This window comes from Erythrobacter sp. THAF29 (genome assembly GCF_009363635.1).
Classification (GTDB): Bacteria; Pseudomonadota; Alphaproteobacteria; order Sphingomonadales; family Sphingomonadaceae; genus Erythrobacter.
This window is the reverse complement of the sequence record NZ_CP045392.1, coordinates 2,391,416-2,408,595: the sequence shown is the minus strand read 5'-3', so window position 1 is coordinate 2,408,595 and position 17,180 is coordinate 2,391,416. Positions and strand designations below refer to the sequence as shown.

The window sequence follows — 17,180 nt, the reverse complement described above, 5'->3', positions numbered from 1 at the left end:
ACGCCATTTGGAAAGTCGGCTAAAGCTCGCTGCAGCCCACCACAGCCGCGTCCATCGCAGTTGCGACCCCGGACAGCTCGTATCGATCGGAGAGTCCGCCGCCGGTAACACGCATGGTGGTGGCAGAGCGAAGCGCTGCAAGGATCGCGGCATTGGTCTGCGGATCCTTTGCCCAGGCGTCGCGGCCCCGCGCTGTAAGGTCATAGTTTGTGCGACCGATCCGCAAGCGAATGCGGCTTCCCTGATAGGGCGCGCGTGAAAGCCGGATATGAACCTGATTGCGAACTCTTTGCTTCGGCCACGTGGCAATGCTGAAGTAAGCGGTGCTTGCATTTCGCCCGCGCGGCTTTGCAATGGCATAACAACGCGGCGTGTCGACATCGCGAAATGCCGCCCAGCTGGAGTAGACACCGAGGCTGTCTTTTGCGGAAAGCGGGGCGGCAAGAGCGGCCAATGCAATAAAGATGGCGAGCCTATGCATAGTCGATTGACATCACCTCCCACTCTTTCGCACCGCTGGGAAGGTTCACCACGCGCAAATCCCCTACCGAGGCGCCCCTTAATGCCTTTGCCATGGGAGAATTCCAGCCGATCCGCCGCTCGCTCGCATCCTGTTCATCATCTCCGACAAGTGTGACAGCCATTCTTGAGTCATGTTCGTCGGCAAGCTCGACTGTCGCGCCGAAAAACACTCGGTTCTTGTCGGGCTGTTTGGATGGATCGACGACCCGCAACACTTTCATCCGGCGCGCGAGATATCCCAGCTCGCGGTCGATTTCCCGCATTCGCTTGCGGCCATACAGATAGTCCCCGTTCTCCGAGCGATCGCCATTGCCCGCAGCCCAGCTCACGATCTCCACGATCTCGGGACGCTCGGTGCCAAGAAGGTGATCGTAGCGCGCCTTGAGCGCAGCCATGCCCTGCGGCGTTATAGGTGGTTCCGGCTTTAGCGCCATGATCGCTCTCTATGGCAGAAAACGATCGACCGTGCGGGGAATTCCCGCTTTTTCCGGGTACATGTGGGAATAGGTCACGGCGTTTCCGATTACGCGCATGACATAATAGCGGGTTTCGAAATTGGCCGGGATTTTCTCGATCCATGTCACCCAGTCAATGTCGCCCCTGCGCGGATCTCCGTTGAGGCGAATCCACTCGCGCACGCGACCAGGTCCGGCATTGTAGGATGCGATCGCAAGCGGGTAGGCGCCGCCGTAGAGATCCATGCGCCGCGCGAAGTGCGCGTCACCAAGAGTGATGTTGTATTTTGGATCTTCTGTCAGGTTGGCGCTGAGATACTGGATGCCGAGTATTCCGGCTTCTTCACGCGCAGTGCTGCGTAGCAATTGCATCATCCCGATGGCGTTCGCATGGCTCCTGCGAGTGCGGTCGAACTCGCTTTCCTGACGGGCAATCGCGTGCACCATAGTCCAGTCGTTCACGCGCGGAACATCGACGATCGGAAAGCCGATCCGCTCAAAGCCTTTGAGGCCATTCGCGCTCGCCTCCATTCCGACAACCACCGCCATTTCATCGAGCCCGGTGGTAGTAGCCAATTCATAGACGAGCATCAGTTCCTGCGGCGTCTTGGCCTGTTCGCCGATCGCCTGGAAGAACCGCCTCTCTGTGCGCCAGTCGTGGCGGTTCTGCGCCATATGGCGGATCGCCTGCACGATCGGCCGCGCTTCGAATTCGGCGCGGGTCGCGGCATCGATCTCGAGGCGGGGCAACTGAGCGAATTCGGGCATAGGCTTGCCCATCGCATTGAGGGCGAGCTGGCCGTAATAGTAATGGGGGTATTCGGCTGCCATCTCAAAATAGCGGCGAGCCTGGTCTTCATTGCCTGCTTGACGGGAAGCACGCCCGGCCCAGTAAAATCCTTTCGCGCGCGTCAGCGGCGAACGTGCCGCCTTGCCATATCGCTCGAACATGGATGCAGCACGGGCGCCATCAGACTGACGCCAGAGCGCGTTGGTCCCGCCCATCCACATGAGATCTGTGTACCGATCCCGAAGGCGGAATGAGCCCTGCGAGATATCCGTTCCCGGCTCGAACAGGTCGTCAATCCGGCTGACAATACGGACTGTGTCGGCTGCATTGGCGGCCTTCGCTACGGCAAGGATATCGCCGAGCATTTCTTCCGGATCGAAGGCGGGCGCCTCTACCGAAGGTCGCGTTGCTAGGAGACGGATCGCATTGTTCGTTTCCCGCTTGGCGCGATAGTGATTCACAAGATTGAAGATGTAGCCCGCATCGCGCATTGCATTCGGCGGGATGGTCAGGCCCGCTTCGCTAGGGGTCGAACCACGGAGCAGCGCAAGTCGCGCCATGGCCATCGGGCGGTCCTGTGGAGCGAGGTTGATCATATGCCGTTCAGCAGCCTCTGCATTCTGCTGCCAGAGCAACGCATTCATTCGCGCTGCATGATCTTCCTTGGTGAATTGGTTGCCATATAGGCTTAGCAGGTAGACTTCGGCAGGGCCGCTCATCGTCCCGCCGCGCCATGCCTGGCGTGCCATTTCCGCCGCGCCATCTCGCCCGGCGCCTGCGAGCGACAGCGCGTAGAGCGCGCGCCCGCGATTCGTCAGTGGCGGATAAGCGTCGAAGAAGTGGAGCACTTCGGCTTGGCTAGGGGTTTCGTTTTCAAGCGTGTTCTCGGCGCGAATCCGAAGCAGCTCAGTGCGTGGAAAATCGGGATAGCGCAGGACAAAACCGGCGTAATCGGAAAATCCGAGCTCGCGATCGGCCTGCAAACGCTCCCACTGGGCGAGCGCTCCGCCAATCGAGGAAGGCTGACGCGCCAGCATGCTGGAACCACGCGCATCGCCCTGCGCCTCTGCCATGGCTGATGCGGGGGATGCTGTGAAACCGGTGGCCGCAATGGCCGCGAGAAGAACGGGGGATTTTCGCAATTGACGAAGCATGCTGGACATCGTGGCAATCGGCTCCTTATCAGGCGCTGAACGGAGGCGACCATCGCGTCGATGCATGCCCCCTGTTGAATTGGTAATTGGTAGAAGCGGGAATAAAGACAATGTTCAGCGGTTCAATTCCGGCTCTGGCGACTCCTTTTCGCGACGGATCGTTTGACGAGGCCGCCTTTCGCAAACTCGTCGACTGGCAAATAGAAAACGGCAGCGCGGCGCTCGTTCCATGCGGGACGACGGGAGAGGCTTCGACCCTTTCGAATGCCGAGCACCATCGCGTTATCGAGGTCTGCATCGAACAGGCTGCTGGGCGAGTGCCGGTGATTGCGGGATGCGGGTCGAACGATACCATGAACGCTGCGCTTCACATGACCTTCGCGAAGAAGGCAGGGGCGGCGGCAGGGCTGTGCGTCGCGCCGTATTACAACCGGCCGAGCCAAGAAGGGCTGATGGCGCATTTCAGCTATCTCGCCGAGAACACTAAGCTCCCAATCGTGCTCTATAATGTGCCGAGCCGCACGGTCACCGATATTGAAGATGAAACGGTAGTCGCACTCGTGCGCAAGTATCCAGATCGGATTGTCGCCATCAAGGATGCCAGCGGCGACCTGTCACGGGTCGCCGACCATCGCATGGGGATCGGGCGCGAGTTTTGCCAGCTTTCAGGCAATGACGAGCTATGGCTGCCGCACGCCGCCGCCGGGGGCAGGGGGGCAATCTCGGTCACTGCGAATGTCGCGCCCGCACTTTGCGCCGAATTCCACGAAGCGATTGCCGCCAATGATCTCAAGAAAGCTCGCGAACTGAACGACCGGCTTTTCCCGCTTCATTACGCCATGTTTTCGGACGCGAGTCCGGCTCCGGTCAAATATGCGCTCAGCCGCGTGCACGACTGGTTCGAACCCGATGTGCGCCTTCCGCTGTGCAATGCGAGCGAGGCCTCGCGCAAGGCGGTCGACGATGCGCTCGTTCACGCCGGAATTCTCGACGGCTGAAGGGCGCCGCGTTCAGCGGCCTTTGCTAATTGATCGTGAGCGCCTATCTCGCGGCCACCATGGCAAAGCCCAAACCCAAAGAGTTCGACAAGCAGAAGGTCGTCGCGGAGAACCGACGCGCGCGCTTCGATTACCATATCGAGGACAAGTACGAGGCCGGCATCGCCCTCCAGGGCACCGAGGTGAAGGCGCTTCGCGCGGGCGAGGCTACCATCGCGGAGAGCTATGCCGAGGTGAAGGACGGAGAGGTCTGGCTGATCAACTCGAACATTCCCGAATACAGCCATGGCAATCGGCTGAACCACGAGCCGCGCCGCCCGCGCAAGCTGTTGCTCAACTCCCGCGAGATCAACAAGCTCTTCGGCGCAGTGGAGCGCAAGGGAATGACGCTCGTTCCATTGTCGATCTATTTCAATGGTCAGGGCCGGGCAAAGGTCGAGCTGGCGCTCGCCAAGGGCAAGCAGGCGCACGACAAGCGCCAGACGATCAAGGAGCGCGATTGGAAGCGCGACAAGGCGCGGCTGATGCGCGAACGAGGCTGAACCTCGATACATTTCCGACAGCGTGAATTCAGCCTCTGGTCACTGGGTCAAGGCTACCCATATGGACATTCATGGAACTGGGCCAGTACCTCGGCGAGAATGACTTGCGCGCGCGCGGCTCCGCGCTCACAGACTGCTGTCAGTCATGACATTCTGGCGCAACTTCTCTTCTGGCTCAAAAACATGGGCGATGGACACCATCCGCAAGTACATGCCCACGCGTGAAGAGATGGCGCGTAACAGGTATCTTGCGCCGATCGCACACCGGTTCCTGAGCCCCGAACTCTGGCGTTTTACCCGTCGCAGCGTCCCGCGCGGCGTGGCGCTCGGCCTTTTCTCGGCTTTTATCATCCCGGTTGGCCAGATTTTTCTTGCTGCATTTCTCGCCCTGCCATCGCGCGCGAATGTGCCGCTCGCTGCGCTTGTCACATTCGTCACGAATCCGTTCACGATCGCATTCTGGGCAGTGCTGGCAAATCGTGTCGGCAACTTCATCCTCCAGATCGATGCGGCAACCTCGGGCATTGCAAACGAACAGCTTAAAAGCGGCGCTTGGCAGTGGATCATCGACGCGTTCGAAGTGGCGGGCGTGACGGTCGTGGGATTTTTCGTCTTGGCAGTCGTATCCGCTTCGATCGGATATCTGATCGCAAGCGCGGTTTGGCGCTTCGTGGTTGCACGCAGGCGGGCAAAACGGCTGAAAAAGATGGAAGCGCGGCTCGACCAGAGGCTCAAGGCCAACTAGCGTTGCGCGCGCTCTCGATGGGTGTGCCTGCTTCTTATTGCCATCTAGAACACGGGATTGTTTTCGCTTGAGCAGCTTCAACGACATTTCGAGCGATAGCAGAGGCAACGCCGGTTCGGCGCTTTTGGCTGGTAATGCCCCGGTCTTGCTGGGGACACTCGGCGGCGCGCTTGTGCTTAGCGCACTCCTGGTCTTCGCAGCGACGTCCGATCTTCTCATCACGCTTACCTTCGCGCTCGGGGTCGCGGTGCTACTCGCGGGAGTTTTCGCTTTCGACCGGATACGGACAGAGCCGGAAGAAGCTGCGATCGCTGCGCCGGATTGGTCGGTCACCGTCGCTGCCATCGAAGATCAACACGGCGCGGCTGGCGACCCGGTTGCAATTACCGACCGGGCCAATCGCCTTGTGTGCGCAAATTCCGCATTCATCGAGGCCTTCGGCGCTGGAAGCGCTCCGCCTGCCCTGCCGCTCGAACGCGCAGGGCTCGAAGCGATGACCCGGGTGGCCCGTGAGGCATGGCGCGACGGGCAGGCCACGCTGGAGGAGGTTGAGAGCACATCCTCGGTCGAAACTTGGAGTGTTTCGGCAAGACGAGCGGGGCGGGGTGATGACCATCTGATTTGGCACTTCAAGCGCGTAACTCGCGAAGAGGCGGAATCGATGGACGATCTCGACCTTGGCGGTCCGTTCGGGCGGATGCTTAGCCGGGCTGGGATCGAGTCCGCGATTACAACGGCGAGCGGAATTGTGCGACAAGTCAGCGCCGGGTTCGCCGAACGTGCGGCAGGCGACGCATCAGCAACCCTTGCCGGACAGGATTTCGTCTCTTTCCTTCGCACGGATGACCGCGACCGTATCTTCTTTGCTCGGGAAGGGCGCGGGGGCACGCCGCAAACACTGGTCGATGTGCCGCTGCTCGACCCGCTTGTCGCGCGCGATGTCGGACCCGATAGCAATGCGACTTTGATGCTCCTGATCGACAGCGGTGTAGGAATCGGCAGCGGCTGGGACGGCTCCTCGCAGGCGGGCGTCGCGCAGCTTGAAGCGCTGCTTGGCCAGTTGCCGCTCGGCCTTGCCATGACCGACCGCGACGGTCGTTTTCTCTTCGGCAACGAGGCTTTCCTGCGTTCGGTCAACCGCGAGGGCACCGGGCTTCCGGCCTTTCCGACTGATCTCGTGGTGCGCGAGGACAAGGCAGCGCTTTCAGATGCAGTTCGTCGGCACGGACGCGGCCCTGCCACGAGCGGCGATATTCCGGTTCGGCTATCCTCGCAGCCCGACGAGTCGGTATCGCTCGGCCTTGCTGGCGTTCGCGGCCTTGGCGAAGCGGCGGTCTTACTCAGCCTCACCGATTCCTCGGAAGAGACGCAGCTCAAGCGGCAGGTTGCGCAGGCAACCAAGATGCAGGCGGTGGGCCAACTCGCAGGCGGTGTGGCGCACGATTTCAACAACGTGCTCACAGCAATCATCGGCACATGCGACCTGATGCTGCTGCGGCATACCCCCGGCGACAGTGACTATGACGACATCCAGCAGATCCGCGCAAACTCGAATCGCGCAGCATCTTTGACGAGACAATTGCTCGCCTTCTCGCGGCAACAGACGCTGAGGCCTGAAATCCTGCAATTGCCTGACGTGGTGAGTGAAGTCAGCCCGCTCATCAAACGGCTGCTCGGCGAGAAAATCTCTTACTTTGTCCAGCACGATCGTGACCTCGGCGCAGTGCGTGCGGATCCTCAGCAGTTAGAGCAGGTCATCATGAACCTCGCCGTGAACGCGCGCGATGCAATCCAATCGAATGGCCGGGGCGAAGGGCGCATTTCGCTGCTTACGCGAAGTCTGCAGGCGAAAGAGGTCATGAAACTGGGGTCGGAAATCTTGCCGGCAGCCGATTACACCGTACTCATCGTGCAGGATACCGGCGGCGGAATCCCTCCGCAGGTATTGCCCAAGCTTTTCGAGCCATTCTTCACAACAAAGGAGCAGGGCAAGGGGACAGGGCTCGGACTTTCAACCGCCTACGGTATCGTCAAACAATCTGGTGGCTTCATCTTCGCCGACAATGTGACCGACGCGCACGGCCTGCCTGTCGGAGCACGGTTCACCGTGTATTTCCCCGTCCATCGCGGCGAAGTACCCAAGCGGCGCGAGGCCCCCGCGCCGGTTTCTTCCGACTGGTCGGTTGGCGGTAAGGTTCTCTTGGTCGAAGACGAGGATATGGTCCGCGCCGTAGCCGAGCGGGCGCTTTCGCGCGCGGGTTATGAAGTGACCGCATGCCCTGGCGGCGAGGAAGGCCTCACCGCTATCCAGGAGGGCGGCGCATTCGACCTCGTGGTAAGCGATGTGGTCATGCCCGGGATGGATGGCCCCGCAATGGTGCGGGAAATCCGCAAGGCGCGTCCGGACATTCCCGTCCTGTTTATGTCAGGATATGCCGAAGAGCAGCTGCGCAAGGATATCGATATTCCCGACATGCACTTTATCGCCAAGCCCTTCAGCGTCTCGGAAATCAGCGACAAGGTCGGCAGTGTTATGCGCGAAGCCTCGGCGAAGCAGGATCCGGCATAGGACCACCCCTTTTCCCGAAATGAACGCGTTCCGGTGATTTCGTTCATCGAGGATATTGCATCGCGCGCTATCGTGTGCACGGTGTGAGGGTCTGCGGGGAGGGTAAGTCCATGAAAACCGAAACTTTCGTGCGTTCGATGAAGGTCGTGGCGTTGAGCGCGACCGCGCTCATATCGGCGAGTGCCGCTTCGCAAGGCGCACCCGATGCGGATGAATCTGCGCAAGGTGATGTGTCGGTCACGATCTACAACAGCAACCTCGCACTGGTGCAGGACGTCCGCCAAATCGACATCGCGAACGGCCGCAGCCGGGTCGAATTTCCCGATGTTTCGGCGAGCATCCGTCCCCAGACGCTGAGCTTCTATGCGGCTAACACGACCATCATCGAGCAGAACTTCGACTTCGATCTCCTCACGCCAACCAAGCTGATGGAGAAGGCGATCGGGCAGACTGTAACCCTGCTGCGCACCAATCCCGCCACCGGGGTCGAGACGCGCGAGCGGGCAACCGTTCTCTCCACCGCAGGCGGTGTTGTGGTTCGAATAGGCAACCGGATCGAGGTGCTTCGCGACGACGGCTTGCCCGTGCGCGTCATTTTCGACCGCGTGCCACCCAACCTTCGCGCGCGTCCGACGCTTTCGGTCAATATCGACAGCAGCCGCGCCGGCTCGCGCCCCGTCTCGCTACGCTACTTATCCGGCGGACTCGGATGGGCTGCCGATTATGTCGCGCTCTACAACGAGGCGGGCGGTACGATCGACATGCAGGGTTGGGTCACACTCACCAACAACACCGGAACGACTTTCCATCGCGCCAACACTCTGCTCGTTGCGGGCAATCCCAATCGCGGCGGAGCGCGCGGCTTCGGCAGCAGTCGCGGGCAAATCACGCCCGGGACAGAAAGTACCGACCGCGAACGGCTGGGCGACTTTTACCTCTATCCGATCGATGGTCGAACCACGATCGCCAACGCACAGACGAAGCAGGTGAGTTTTCTCGACGTGCAAGGCGTACCGGCGCGCAAGGTCTATGAACGGCAAGTCAATTGGCTCACCAATGACAGCAATCCTGTCAATGTGACGAGTGCGATCGCCTTCTCTTCCTCGCGCGACCAGGGGCTGGGCGAAGCACTCCCTGCTGGCACTGTGCGGTTTTACCAACGGGACAGCCAGGGCACGCCACAATTCATCGGCGAGAACTCGATCGGTCACACGCCGATGGGGAGCGAACTGACGCTCGCGACTGGAGATGCTTTCGACATTACGGTGCAGGCTGAGGTCGAAGACCGCAGGCGCATTACAACGGACGAGTGGGAGAAGTCGGTCCGCTATCGCGTTATTGAGGATGGCGAAGTCGTCCGCCAGGTCGAGACGGAATATCCCAAGCGCTACTATCGCACGGTCATGCGCTACAAGATCACCAACGCGAAGAATGAGCCGGTCGAGGTCGAGCTAACGCAGGCGGGGCTTAATCGTTATTGGTGGGCGTGGGACTACCGCATCGTGAGCGAGGATATCGTCGGCGAACAGATGAATTTCGACCGCCGCAAGTGGGTGGTGCCGGTGCCTGCCGAAGGCGAACGCACCATCCGGGTCACATTCGATACCCGCTACTGATCGCGCGGAAGGTTAGGCTGTGAAACGCCTCTTGATCCTTCTTGCCGCTGCGCTGGCTCTGGCATCACCGGCAGCTGCGCAAGAGCGAGCCATCGTCGATGCATCGGCGCCGAGCGATCTGTCAGTCACGATTTATCGTGACCCCGAGCGCAGCGTGGGCGAGGAGATGGAAACCAACTGGCCGCAAGGCTTCGCCATGATCAGCGAAACCCGTACGGTCATTCTGCCGCCCGGCCAGTCGACCGTCCGCTTCGAAGGCGTTGCCGAAGGCATGGTTTCTGTCAGCGCGATCGTTACCGGTCTGCCTGGCGGCACGATCGAAAAAAACCGCAATGCCGAACTCTTGTCGCCAGCTGCGCTTGTGAACGGAGCGCTGGGCAATCGCATTACCATAACGCGGACCAACCCTGCGACCGGCGAGCAAACATCCGAACGTGCCGTCGTCCGCACCCGCGCCGATGGAGGTCTGATGCTGCAATCGAGCGCCGGTTACGAGGCCGTCCGCTGCGCCGGCGTTCCCGAGCGCCTCACTTTCGATCGAATTCCCTCCGGTCTGTCGGCAAAACCGGTTTTTTCGATCAACACGCAGGACGCGAACGGCGGCACCTACGAAGTTACTCTCACCTATCTCGCATGGGGCTTCGACTGGCAGGCCGATTACATCGCGACTTTGACGGGCGAGGGGCGGCGCGATTGGTTCGAGATGAATCTCCTGAGCTGGCTCAGCCTCGTCAATGATAACGGCCAGTCGTTCGAGAATGCGCAATTGCTGGTGATTGCGGGCACTCTTAATGTCGAAAGTGATTTCGAGGGGCTTTCCGATCCACCAACCGCCGCTCCGCTGCGCCTCACCTGCTACCCACTCGGCAACACGAAGCAGGGTTCGCCGTTGCAATCACCAGTAGCAACTTTGCCTTTGGCGGAAGCGGAGATGATGGAGTCGCGTGCGGGTGAGATGATCGTCGTGACCGGTGCGCGCAAATCGACCGCGGACATGATGTATTCGCCTGGATCGGTGATGGAGGCGGGCGAGGAACGTCTCGGCGATCTCAAGCTTTACCGCGTGCCCGAGCGTGTGACCGTCTCGGCAAAAGGATTGAAGCAGGTCGCTTTTCTCAACCGGCAGGATGTGCAGGCACGCTATCTCTATGTCGCTTCGTGCGGACCTTATAACTGGTTCGACCCGGAGGAGGAATTCAGATCGGCCGACATGCTGCTCGTGACAAAGAACGAAGACAGGCGCGGCCTCGGCGTATCTCTTCCGCAAGGCATGATGACGGTTTTCGAACCGAGCGCGTTTGGTCCACAGCTGGTCGCCGAAACAGAATTGCGCGATTACGCACGTGGCCAGGAAATCGAACTCGATTTGCCTCGCAGCAATCAGGTCAACTTTCAGTGCGGTCGCGTGGTTGACAATCTGGATGTCGACAACAACGATCGCCAATGGGTGGAGATGAAGGGCGAAGTTCGCAATGCCAATCCCCATCCGGTTACAATGCGTGTCATGCTTGGTCAGTCGGTGGATTGGGACGTTCGGATACGCCGGGTGAAGTCCAGCGTGAAGAACGGTTTCCGGATTGCCGAATTCAAGGTTCCCGCCAACGCGACGCGCGAATTCCGTTGGAAAGTGCGGAGTTCGGCCGAGGAATAGGCGCCTCATAGCCCTGATCAAAAAAATTTGTTCCGCTCTTGTTCTCATAGAACAAATCAGATACATACTCTCCCAACAAGGGCGCGGTCGATAATTCCTGATCGCATCTAGGCAAGTGAAGGAGAGCGTGCGATGGCAACCAATCTCAAGCTGGTAGAGAAGGAAAAAGACGTGGACCGTCAAAAGGCGCTGGACGCTGCGCTTGCTCAAATTGATCGTGCTTTCGGCAAGGGTTCGGCGATGAGGCTGGGCTCGAAAGAAGCAATGGAAGTCGAAGCGATTTCGACCGGGTCGCTCGGACTCGATATCGCACTCGGAATTGGCGGCCTGCCGAAAGGCCGCGTCATCGAAGTTTACGGGCCGGAAAGCTCGGGCAAGACTACGCTGGCGCTGCACTGCATCGCAGAGGCGCAGAAGGCAGGCGGTACTGCGGCCTTCGTCGATGCCGAGCATGCGCTCGATCCCGTCTACGCCAAGAAACTGGGCGTGGACATTGATGAACTGATCGTCTCGCAGCCCGATACGGGCGAACAGGCACTCGAAATTACCGACACTCTCGTGCGCTCCAACGCGATTGATGTGTTGGTGGTCGACTCGGTCGCGGCGCTAGTCCCCCGCGCCGAAATCGAAGGCGAAATGGGCGATTCCCATGTCGGCCTTCAGGCGCGGCTCATGTCCCAATCGCTGCGCAAACTGACCGGGTCGATCAACCGTTCGAAATGCATGGTGATCTTCATCAACCAGCTGCGGATGAAGATCGGCGTGATGTACGGCAATCCCGAGACGACGACGGGCGGCAATGCGCTCAAGTTCTATGCCTCGGTCCGTCTCGACATTCGCCGCACCGGCCAGATCAAGGACCGCGATGAGGTGATCGGCAACTCGACCCGTGTAAAAGTGGTCAAGAACAAGGTAGCCCCTCCGTTCAAGCAGGTCGAATTCGATATTATGTACGGCGAGGGAATTTCGAAGATCGGCGAGATCCTCGATCTCGGGGTCAAGGCCGGGATCGTCGAGAAATCGGGCAGCTGGTATTCTTATGACAGCGTCCGGATCGGTCAGGGCCGTGAGAACGCCAAGGTCTATCTGAAGGAAAACCCTGAAGTTTGCGACCGGTTGGAAGCCGCTATTCGCGGCCGCACCGACGAGGTTGCCGAGGAAATGATGACAGGCCCGGACGCGGACTGATCGATCTGATCCTCAAGCGGGCGAACAGCTGCTTGTCCCGCAGCGCCCGGAAGACCGGAAAACCGGCGCGTGCCAGCCCGACCCCAAGGGCAAAGGCGGCGCCGGTTTTTCTGTGCCTGCACCGGTTCTGACCGCGAAAGCCCATTGGCGTCAATGTCAAGTGGCGACATTGGGTCGCACACCCTCCACACGGTGGCTTGCCGCAGCCCCATGCATTGCCTAACTGCGCTTGCATGACCTCTACCAACGATATTCGCCGGTCGTTTCTCGATTACTTCGGCAATGCCGACCACGTACAAGTGCCGAGCGCGCCGCTCGTGCCGTACAATGATCCGACGCTCATGTTCGTCAATGCCGGGATGGTACCGTTCAAAAACGCCTTTACCGGCCTTGAGACGCCGCCAGCTCCTCGCGCTGCATCGTCGCAGAAATGTGTGCGTGCGGGCGGCAAGCACAACGATCTCGACAATGTCGGTTATACCGCGCGTCACCACACCTTTTTCGAGATGCTCGGCAACTTCTCCTTTGGCGACTATTTCAAGGAGCAGGCGATCGAACACGCCTGGACCTTGCTGACACGCGAGTGGGGTTTGCCCGCCGACAGATTGACTGCCACCGTCTTCCACACGGATGATGAGGCATTTGATCTCTGGCGCAAGATTTCGGGCCTTCCCGAAGACCGCATCATCCGCATCGATACCAATGACAATTTTTGGTCGATGGGTGATACCGGGCCATGCGGACCGTGTTCGGAAATTTTTTACGATCACGGCGAGCACATTTTCGGCGGACCTCCGGGAAGCCCGGATGAAGACGGCGACCGTTTCGTCGAAATCTGGAATCTCGTGTTCATGCAATACGACCAGCAGAGCGATGGTACGCGCCACGACCTGCCCAAGCCTTCTATCGACACGGGCATGGGGCTCGAGCGGATTGCCGCAGTCATGCAGGGCGTGCACGACAACTACGACACTGACACATTCAAGGCCTTGATCGCTGCTTCGGAACAGCTGACTGGCGTTGCAGCGGAAGGAGATCGGCAAGCCAGTCACCGCGTGATCGCCGATCATTTGCGCTCCGTTAGCTTCCTGATGGCGGACGGCGTGCTGCCTTCGAACGAAGGACGCGGCTATGTGCTTCGGCGCATCATGCGCCGCGCAATGCGTCATGCTCATTTGCTTGGCGTGGGTCAGCCTCTCATGCACCGCCTCGTTCCCAGCCTTGTCTCTGAAATGGGTCAGGCATATCCCGAGCTTGGCCGCGGCCAAGCGCTCATCGAGGAAGTGCTGGAACGTGAGGAGACACAGTTCCGCAAAACGCTCGACAAGGGCTTGAAGCTGCTCGACGAGGCAACCAGCAACATGTCAGAGGGCGGCGAGCTTGACGGTGAAACCGCCTTCAAGCTCTATGACACCTACGGCTTCCCTTACGACCTTACCGAAGATGCGCTGCGCGCTCGCGGCATTGGCGTTGACCGCGCGGGCTTCGATGCAGCGATGGCGCGTCAGAAGGCTGCCGCCCGAGCAGCATGGAAAGGTTCGGGCGAGGCTGCCTCTGGCGAGGTGTGGTTCGACATCGCCGAACGCGAAGGCGCTACCGAATTCACGGGCTACGCTTCAACAACAGGTGAAGGTACGGTCGTGGCGATCGTGAAAGACGGGGGCGAGGTTCAGTCCGCAAAGGCTGGCGAGGAGGTCGTGATTCTCACCAATCAGACACCGTTCTACGGCGAGAGTGGCGGTCAGACTGGCGATACGGGAACGATCAGCACACCGGACGGCCTTTCGGCAGAAGTGAGCGACACGAGCAAACCGCTCGGCCGCCTCCATGCCCATCATGCAAGGATCGTATCGGGGGAAGTCTCCGTCGGCGACAATGTTCAGCTGGAGGTCGATGCTGAGCGCCGCACCGCGATCCGTGCCAATCATTCAGCGACTCACTTGCTCCACGCCGCACTGCGCAATCGACTGGGCAACCATGTGACGCAAAAGGGCTCACTTGTTGCAGAAGATCGTCTGCGCTTCGACTTCTCGCATCCCAAGGGACTGAGCGATGAGGATATCGCCGCGATTGAAGAAGAAGTGAACGCAGAGATTCGCGCCAACGAACCGGTGGCGACGCGGCTGATGAGTCCGGACGATGCGGTGGAAGCCGGCGCTCTCGCGTTGTTTGGCGAGAAGTATGGCGACGAGGTGCGCGTGCTCTCAATGGGGCGGATAGGCGAAAGCGGACGTAGTTACTCGGTTGAGCTCTGCGGCGGAACGCACGTGAAGGCGACAGGCGACATCGGAATATTCCGGATCGTGTCGGAGAGTGCGGTATCTTCAGGTGTGCGCCGCATCGAAGCGCTGACAGGCGAGGCTGCCCGTCAGTGGTTGGTCAAGCGCGAAGAAGCGCTAAAATCTGCCGCGAGTGCGATACGCGCAACTCCGGAAGAAGTCCCCACCCGGATCAGTGCGCTGCTGGACGAACGCAAGCGGCTCGAAAAAGAACTGGCCGAGGCGAAAAAGGCTCTTGCTCTTGGAGGCGGTGGCCAAACTCCAGATGCCACTGAGGACGAAGAAGTTGGCGGTGTGAAGTTTAGCGGGCAGGTGATCGACGGCCTCAGCCCCAAAGAACTGCGTCCGCTTCTCGATGAGGCCAAGCAGCGCCTTGGCTCTGGCGTCGCTGCAATTGTGGCATTAAACGAAGGGAAGGCCAGCATAGGCGCTGCGGTCACCGACGATCTGACCGACAGGATCAGCGCTGTCGACCTCGTGCGCGCCGGTGTTGAAGCGCTCGGCGGCAAGGGCGGCGGTGGCCGTCCCGACATGGCGCAGGGCGGCGGTCCGGACGGTTCGAAAGGCAGTGCGGCAATCGAGGCTGTGAAGGCAACGCTCGCGGGCTAGCCCGGCCAGCGCCAGCGTCAATCCGAAGACGCGTCTGGCGTCTGCTTGGTTTGCCCGTCACTCCCGCGTGGCACATCGTTGCCGCCAGTATCGCCAGGCTGCCCGCGTCCGGCGTCCGTCGGGGCCTGATCATTCAGCGGCCCTTCAACGTTTTGCGGTTTGAATTTTTCGTCGTTCGGGATTGGCTTGGTTGGGTTCTGCGTATCGGCCATTTGTCGTCTCCTTTCCGAACCAACGCGTGAACCGCGGAAAAGGTTCGAGAAAACCGGGCTAACTAGCCATCCGACGCGACGTTCGAAGCTCGCAATTTCGGTTTTTGTGATAGGCCACCCTCGCGCTCTAGCCGTGCGCGGAACTCATCGCGTTTCTCGTGGATGGAAGCGATGACAGGGCCCATCGCGACGCCGATGTCCACCAAGACGGCCTCCGACAACTGGAGCGAACTTTCGAGTGTCTCCGGCACCGCATGGCTCGCACCTGCTCGGTAAAGGGCGGCCGCGTGGTCTGTGTCCCGGGCACGGGCGACGATCAGGAGGTCCGGATGCTCCTTCCTCAACTTGGCGACCAGGCGCTGCGCGAGAACCGGCTCGTCCATGGTTAGCACCACCGCCGGTGCGCTTTCGATGCCGAGGCGGGTGAGGGCATCCCCGCGTGCAGCATCTCCGAATATGGCACGGTAGCCGTCACGTTTGGCGCGATCGATGATGTCGGGATCGGAATCGAGCATCACGTAGGGCTGATTGTGAGTTACGAGCATGTCGGCCACGAGCCGCCCCACGCGGCCACCGCCGACAATGATCGTGCGCGCTTCGTCCTCGTCGTCTTCCGGAAGTTCTGGCGCCCCGTCGACACGCCGGGCAATGACCCGGCCGAGCCTTGCCAGCAGGGGGGTGATCGTCAGGCCAATTGCGGTGACGATCTGCCAGAACTGAGCTGTTTCAGTGTCGATCACCAACGCGCTTGTCGCAGCGGCGAGCACGATCAGAGTGGTTTCGCTGGGGCTGGCCATGAGTACGCCGGTTTCAGCAGCCGTGCTTTTGCGCGCGCCCATCATGCGCAGCAGCGCTCCGGTCACAATCGATTTGAATACGAGGACGCCAACTACCGCTATCGCGATTGTCGTCCAATCCGCGATGATGGTCATGATATCGATGCTCATCCCGATTGTGATCAGGAAGATACCGAGCGCGAGACCCTTGAACGGTTCCATGATGCTTTCGACTTCGCCGTGATATTCGGTCTCGGCGATGAGGAGACCGGCTATCAGGGCGCCGACAATCGGTGAGAGGCCCGTCGCAGCCGTGGCTAGGCTGGCTCCGATAACAACCAGCAGCGATGCGGCGAGAAACAGTTCAGGGCTCTTGGTTCGCGCGGCCTGCGAGAACAGACGCGGAAGGGCCACGCGACCGAAAACAAGCATGAGAAGGATCACCAGACCGCCCTGCCAGATAGTCGTAAACAGGCCGCCGAGCCCGTCGCTTTGCGCGTAGGGAGCGAGCGCGCCAAGGATGAAGATGATCGGGACGATCATGATGTCTTCGAACAAGAGCATTGAGAGTGCGGCGCGTCCTACGGGCGACCGCGTTCCCGAAATGGGCAGCACGATTGCAGTCGATGAGAATGCGAGGGCAAAGCCCAGCGCAAGCGCGGCTGTACCGCTCATCCCGCTGTAATACGCGAAAAACACCGCCGAGGCTGATCCGATGATCAGCAGTTCGAGCGAACCCAGACCGAAGACGAGCTTTCTCAACTGCCACAGGCGGTTGAAAGACAACTCGAGGCCGATTGCGAATAGCAGCAGGATTATTCCGAAATCCGCGAAGGGTCGCAATCGCTCGGGATCGGAAATCGTGACAAATCGCAGCCATGGTATCTCGTCGACGAGTGTGCCTAGGCCGAACGGCCCGACCAGAACGCCGATGAGAATGAATCCGATGATCGGGGTGATGCGGAAGCGGGCAAAAACCGGGATGATGATGCCGGCAGCCCCCAGGATTACGAGCGCATCCTGCATCACCGGGGACATGGTTAGTTCGCCTGCCATGCGAGACGCTTACCTTGG

13 protein-coding genes are annotated in these 17,180 nt (G+C 60.2%); 8 read left to right on the top strand and 5 right to left on the bottom strand.

The window, feature by feature from the left end:
- Nucleotides 1-19 precede the first annotated feature (19 nt).
- From FIU90_RS11630 to FIU90_RS11620, 3 genes are read right to left on the bottom strand one after another with little or no spacing between them, the layout of a single operon-like run.
- Nucleotides 20-481 (bottom strand): hypothetical protein, encoded by a 462-nt coding sequence (locus FIU90_RS11630; protein WP_152434914.1) that lies wholly within the window; start codon nucleotides 479-481, stop codon nucleotides 20-22.
- The gene (greB, locus tag FIU90_RS11625) at nucleotides 474-956 is read right to left on the bottom strand and encodes a transcription elongation factor GreB (protein ID WP_152434912.1); all 483 of its coding nucleotides are present in this window, start codon (nucleotides 954-956) and stop codon (nucleotides 474-476) included. The genes FIU90_RS11630 and greB overlap by 8 nt, the downstream gene beginning before the upstream one ends.
- A gap of 9 nt (nucleotides 957-965) precedes the next feature.
- On the bottom strand, nucleotides 966-2,930 hold the full coding sequence (locus tag FIU90_RS11620) for a lytic transglycosylase domain-containing protein (RefSeq protein ID WP_234029507.1): 1,965 nt from the start codon (nucleotides 2,928-2,930) through the stop codon (nucleotides 966-968).
- Nucleotides 2,931-3,031: 101 nt separating this feature from the next.
- On the opposite strand from FIU90_RS11620, the gene dapA reads away from it, so the two are divergent.
- The 8 genes from dapA to alaS all read left to right on the top strand — a co-directional run bounded on the left by dapA (nucleotide 3,032) and on the right by alaS (nucleotide 15,118).
- The gene (dapA, locus tag FIU90_RS11615; RefSeq protein WP_152434911.1) at nucleotides 3,032-3,919 is read left to right on the top strand and encodes a 4-hydroxy-tetrahydrodipicolinate synthase; all 888 of its coding nucleotides are present in this window, start codon (nucleotides 3,032-3,034) and stop codon (nucleotides 3,917-3,919) included.
- A 59-nt stretch (nucleotides 3,920-3,978) separates the two neighbouring features.
- On the top strand, nucleotides 3,979-4,461 hold the full coding sequence (smpB, locus tag FIU90_RS11610) for an SsrA-binding protein SmpB (protein ID WP_152435823.1): 483 nt from the start codon (nucleotides 3,979-3,981) through the stop codon (nucleotides 4,459-4,461).
- A gap of 190 nt (nucleotides 4,462-4,651) precedes the next feature.
- Nucleotides 4,652-5,206 (top strand): DUF2062 domain-containing protein, encoded by a 555-nt coding sequence (locus tag FIU90_RS11605; protein WP_234029506.1) that lies wholly within the window; start codon nucleotides 4,652-4,654, stop codon nucleotides 5,204-5,206.
- 124 nt (nucleotides 5,207-5,330) lie between these two features.
- The gene (locus tag FIU90_RS11600; RefSeq protein ID WP_152435821.1) at nucleotides 5,331-7,775 is read left to right on the top strand and encodes a response regulator; all 2,445 of its coding nucleotides are present in this window, start codon (nucleotides 5,331-5,333) and stop codon (nucleotides 7,773-7,775) included.
- Between the two features lie 110 nt (nucleotides 7,776-7,885).
- On the top strand, nucleotides 7,886-9,391 hold the full coding sequence (locus FIU90_RS11595; protein WP_234029505.1) for a DUF4139 domain-containing protein: 1,506 nt from the start codon (nucleotides 7,886-7,888) through the stop codon (nucleotides 9,389-9,391).
- 19 nt (nucleotides 9,392-9,410) lie between these two features.
- Nucleotides 9,411-11,042: a DUF4139 domain-containing protein gene (locus FIU90_RS11590; RefSeq protein ID WP_152434909.1), complete on the top strand. Its 1,632-nt coding sequence runs from the start codon at nucleotides 9,411-9,413 to the stop codon at nucleotides 11,040-11,042.
- Nucleotides 11,043-11,174: 132 nt separating this feature from the next.
- Complete coding sequence (recA, locus tag FIU90_RS11585; protein ID WP_152434908.1) at nucleotides 11,175-12,230, top strand: recombinase RecA; 1,056 nt, start codon at nucleotides 11,175-11,177, stop codon at nucleotides 12,228-12,230.
- A 233-nt stretch (nucleotides 12,231-12,463) separates the two neighbouring features.
- Nucleotides 12,464-15,118, top strand: coding sequence for an alanine--tRNA ligase (alaS, locus tag FIU90_RS11580; protein WP_152434907.1), 2,655 nt, complete (start codon nucleotides 12,464-12,466; stop codon nucleotides 15,116-15,118).
- Nucleotides 15,119-15,135: 17 nt separating this feature from the next.
- Here alaS and FIU90_RS11575 read toward each other — a convergent pair whose 3' ends face one another.
- Nucleotides 15,136-15,330, bottom strand: a complete 195-nt coding sequence (locus tag FIU90_RS11575; protein ID WP_152434906.1) for a hypothetical protein — start codon at nucleotides 15,328-15,330, stop codon at nucleotides 15,136-15,138.
- A 62-nt stretch (nucleotides 15,331-15,392) separates the two neighbouring features.
- Nucleotides 15,393-17,162: a cation:proton antiporter gene (locus FIU90_RS11570; RefSeq protein ID WP_152434905.1), complete on the bottom strand. Its 1,770-nt coding sequence runs from the start codon at nucleotides 17,160-17,162 to the stop codon at nucleotides 15,393-15,395.
- Nucleotides 17,163-17,180: the final 18 nt, after the last annotated feature.

What these genes read in the sequence shown, in the direction of transcription:
- greB (WP_152434912.1), bottom strand. Translation starts at nt 956, where the DNA reads ATGGCGCTAAAGCCGGAACCACCTATAACGCCGCAGGGCATGGCTGCG.
- FIU90_RS11570 (WP_152434905.1), bottom strand. Translation starts at nt 17,162, where the DNA reads ATGGCAGGCGAACTAACCATGTCCCCGGTGATGCAGGATGCGCTCGTA.
- alaS (WP_152434907.1), top strand. Translation starts at nt 12,464, where the DNA reads ATGACCTCTACCAACGATATTCGCCGGTCGTTTCTCGATTACTTCGGC.
- FIU90_RS11575 (WP_152434906.1), bottom strand. Translation starts at nt 15,330, where the DNA reads ATGGCCGATACGCAGAACCCAACCAAGCCAATCCCGAACGACGAAAAA.
- FIU90_RS11595 (WP_234029505.1), top strand. Translation starts at nt 7,886, where the DNA reads ATGAAAACCGAAACTTTCGTGCGTTCGATGAAGGTCGTGGCGTTGAGC.
- recA (WP_152434908.1), top strand. Translation starts at nt 11,175, where the DNA reads ATGGCAACCAATCTCAAGCTGGTAGAGAAGGAAAAAGACGTGGACCGT.
- FIU90_RS11630 (WP_152434914.1), bottom strand. Translation starts at nt 481, where the DNA reads ATGCATAGGCTCGCCATCTTTATTGCATTGGCCGCTCTTGCCGCCCCG.
- smpB (WP_152435823.1), top strand. Translation starts at nt 3,979, where the DNA reads ATGGCAAAGCCCAAACCCAAAGAGTTCGACAAGCAGAAGGTCGTCGCG.
- FIU90_RS11620 (WP_234029507.1), bottom strand. Translation starts at nt 2,930, where the DNA reads ATGTCCAGCATGCTTCGTCAATTGCGAAAATCCCCCGTTCTTCTCGCG.
- FIU90_RS11605 (WP_234029506.1), top strand. Translation starts at nt 4,652, where the DNA reads ATGGACACCATCCGCAAGTACATGCCCACGCGTGAAGAGATGGCGCGT.
- dapA (WP_152434911.1), top strand. Translation starts at nt 3,032, where the DNA reads ATGTTCAGCGGTTCAATTCCGGCTCTGGCGACTCCTTTTCGCGACGGA.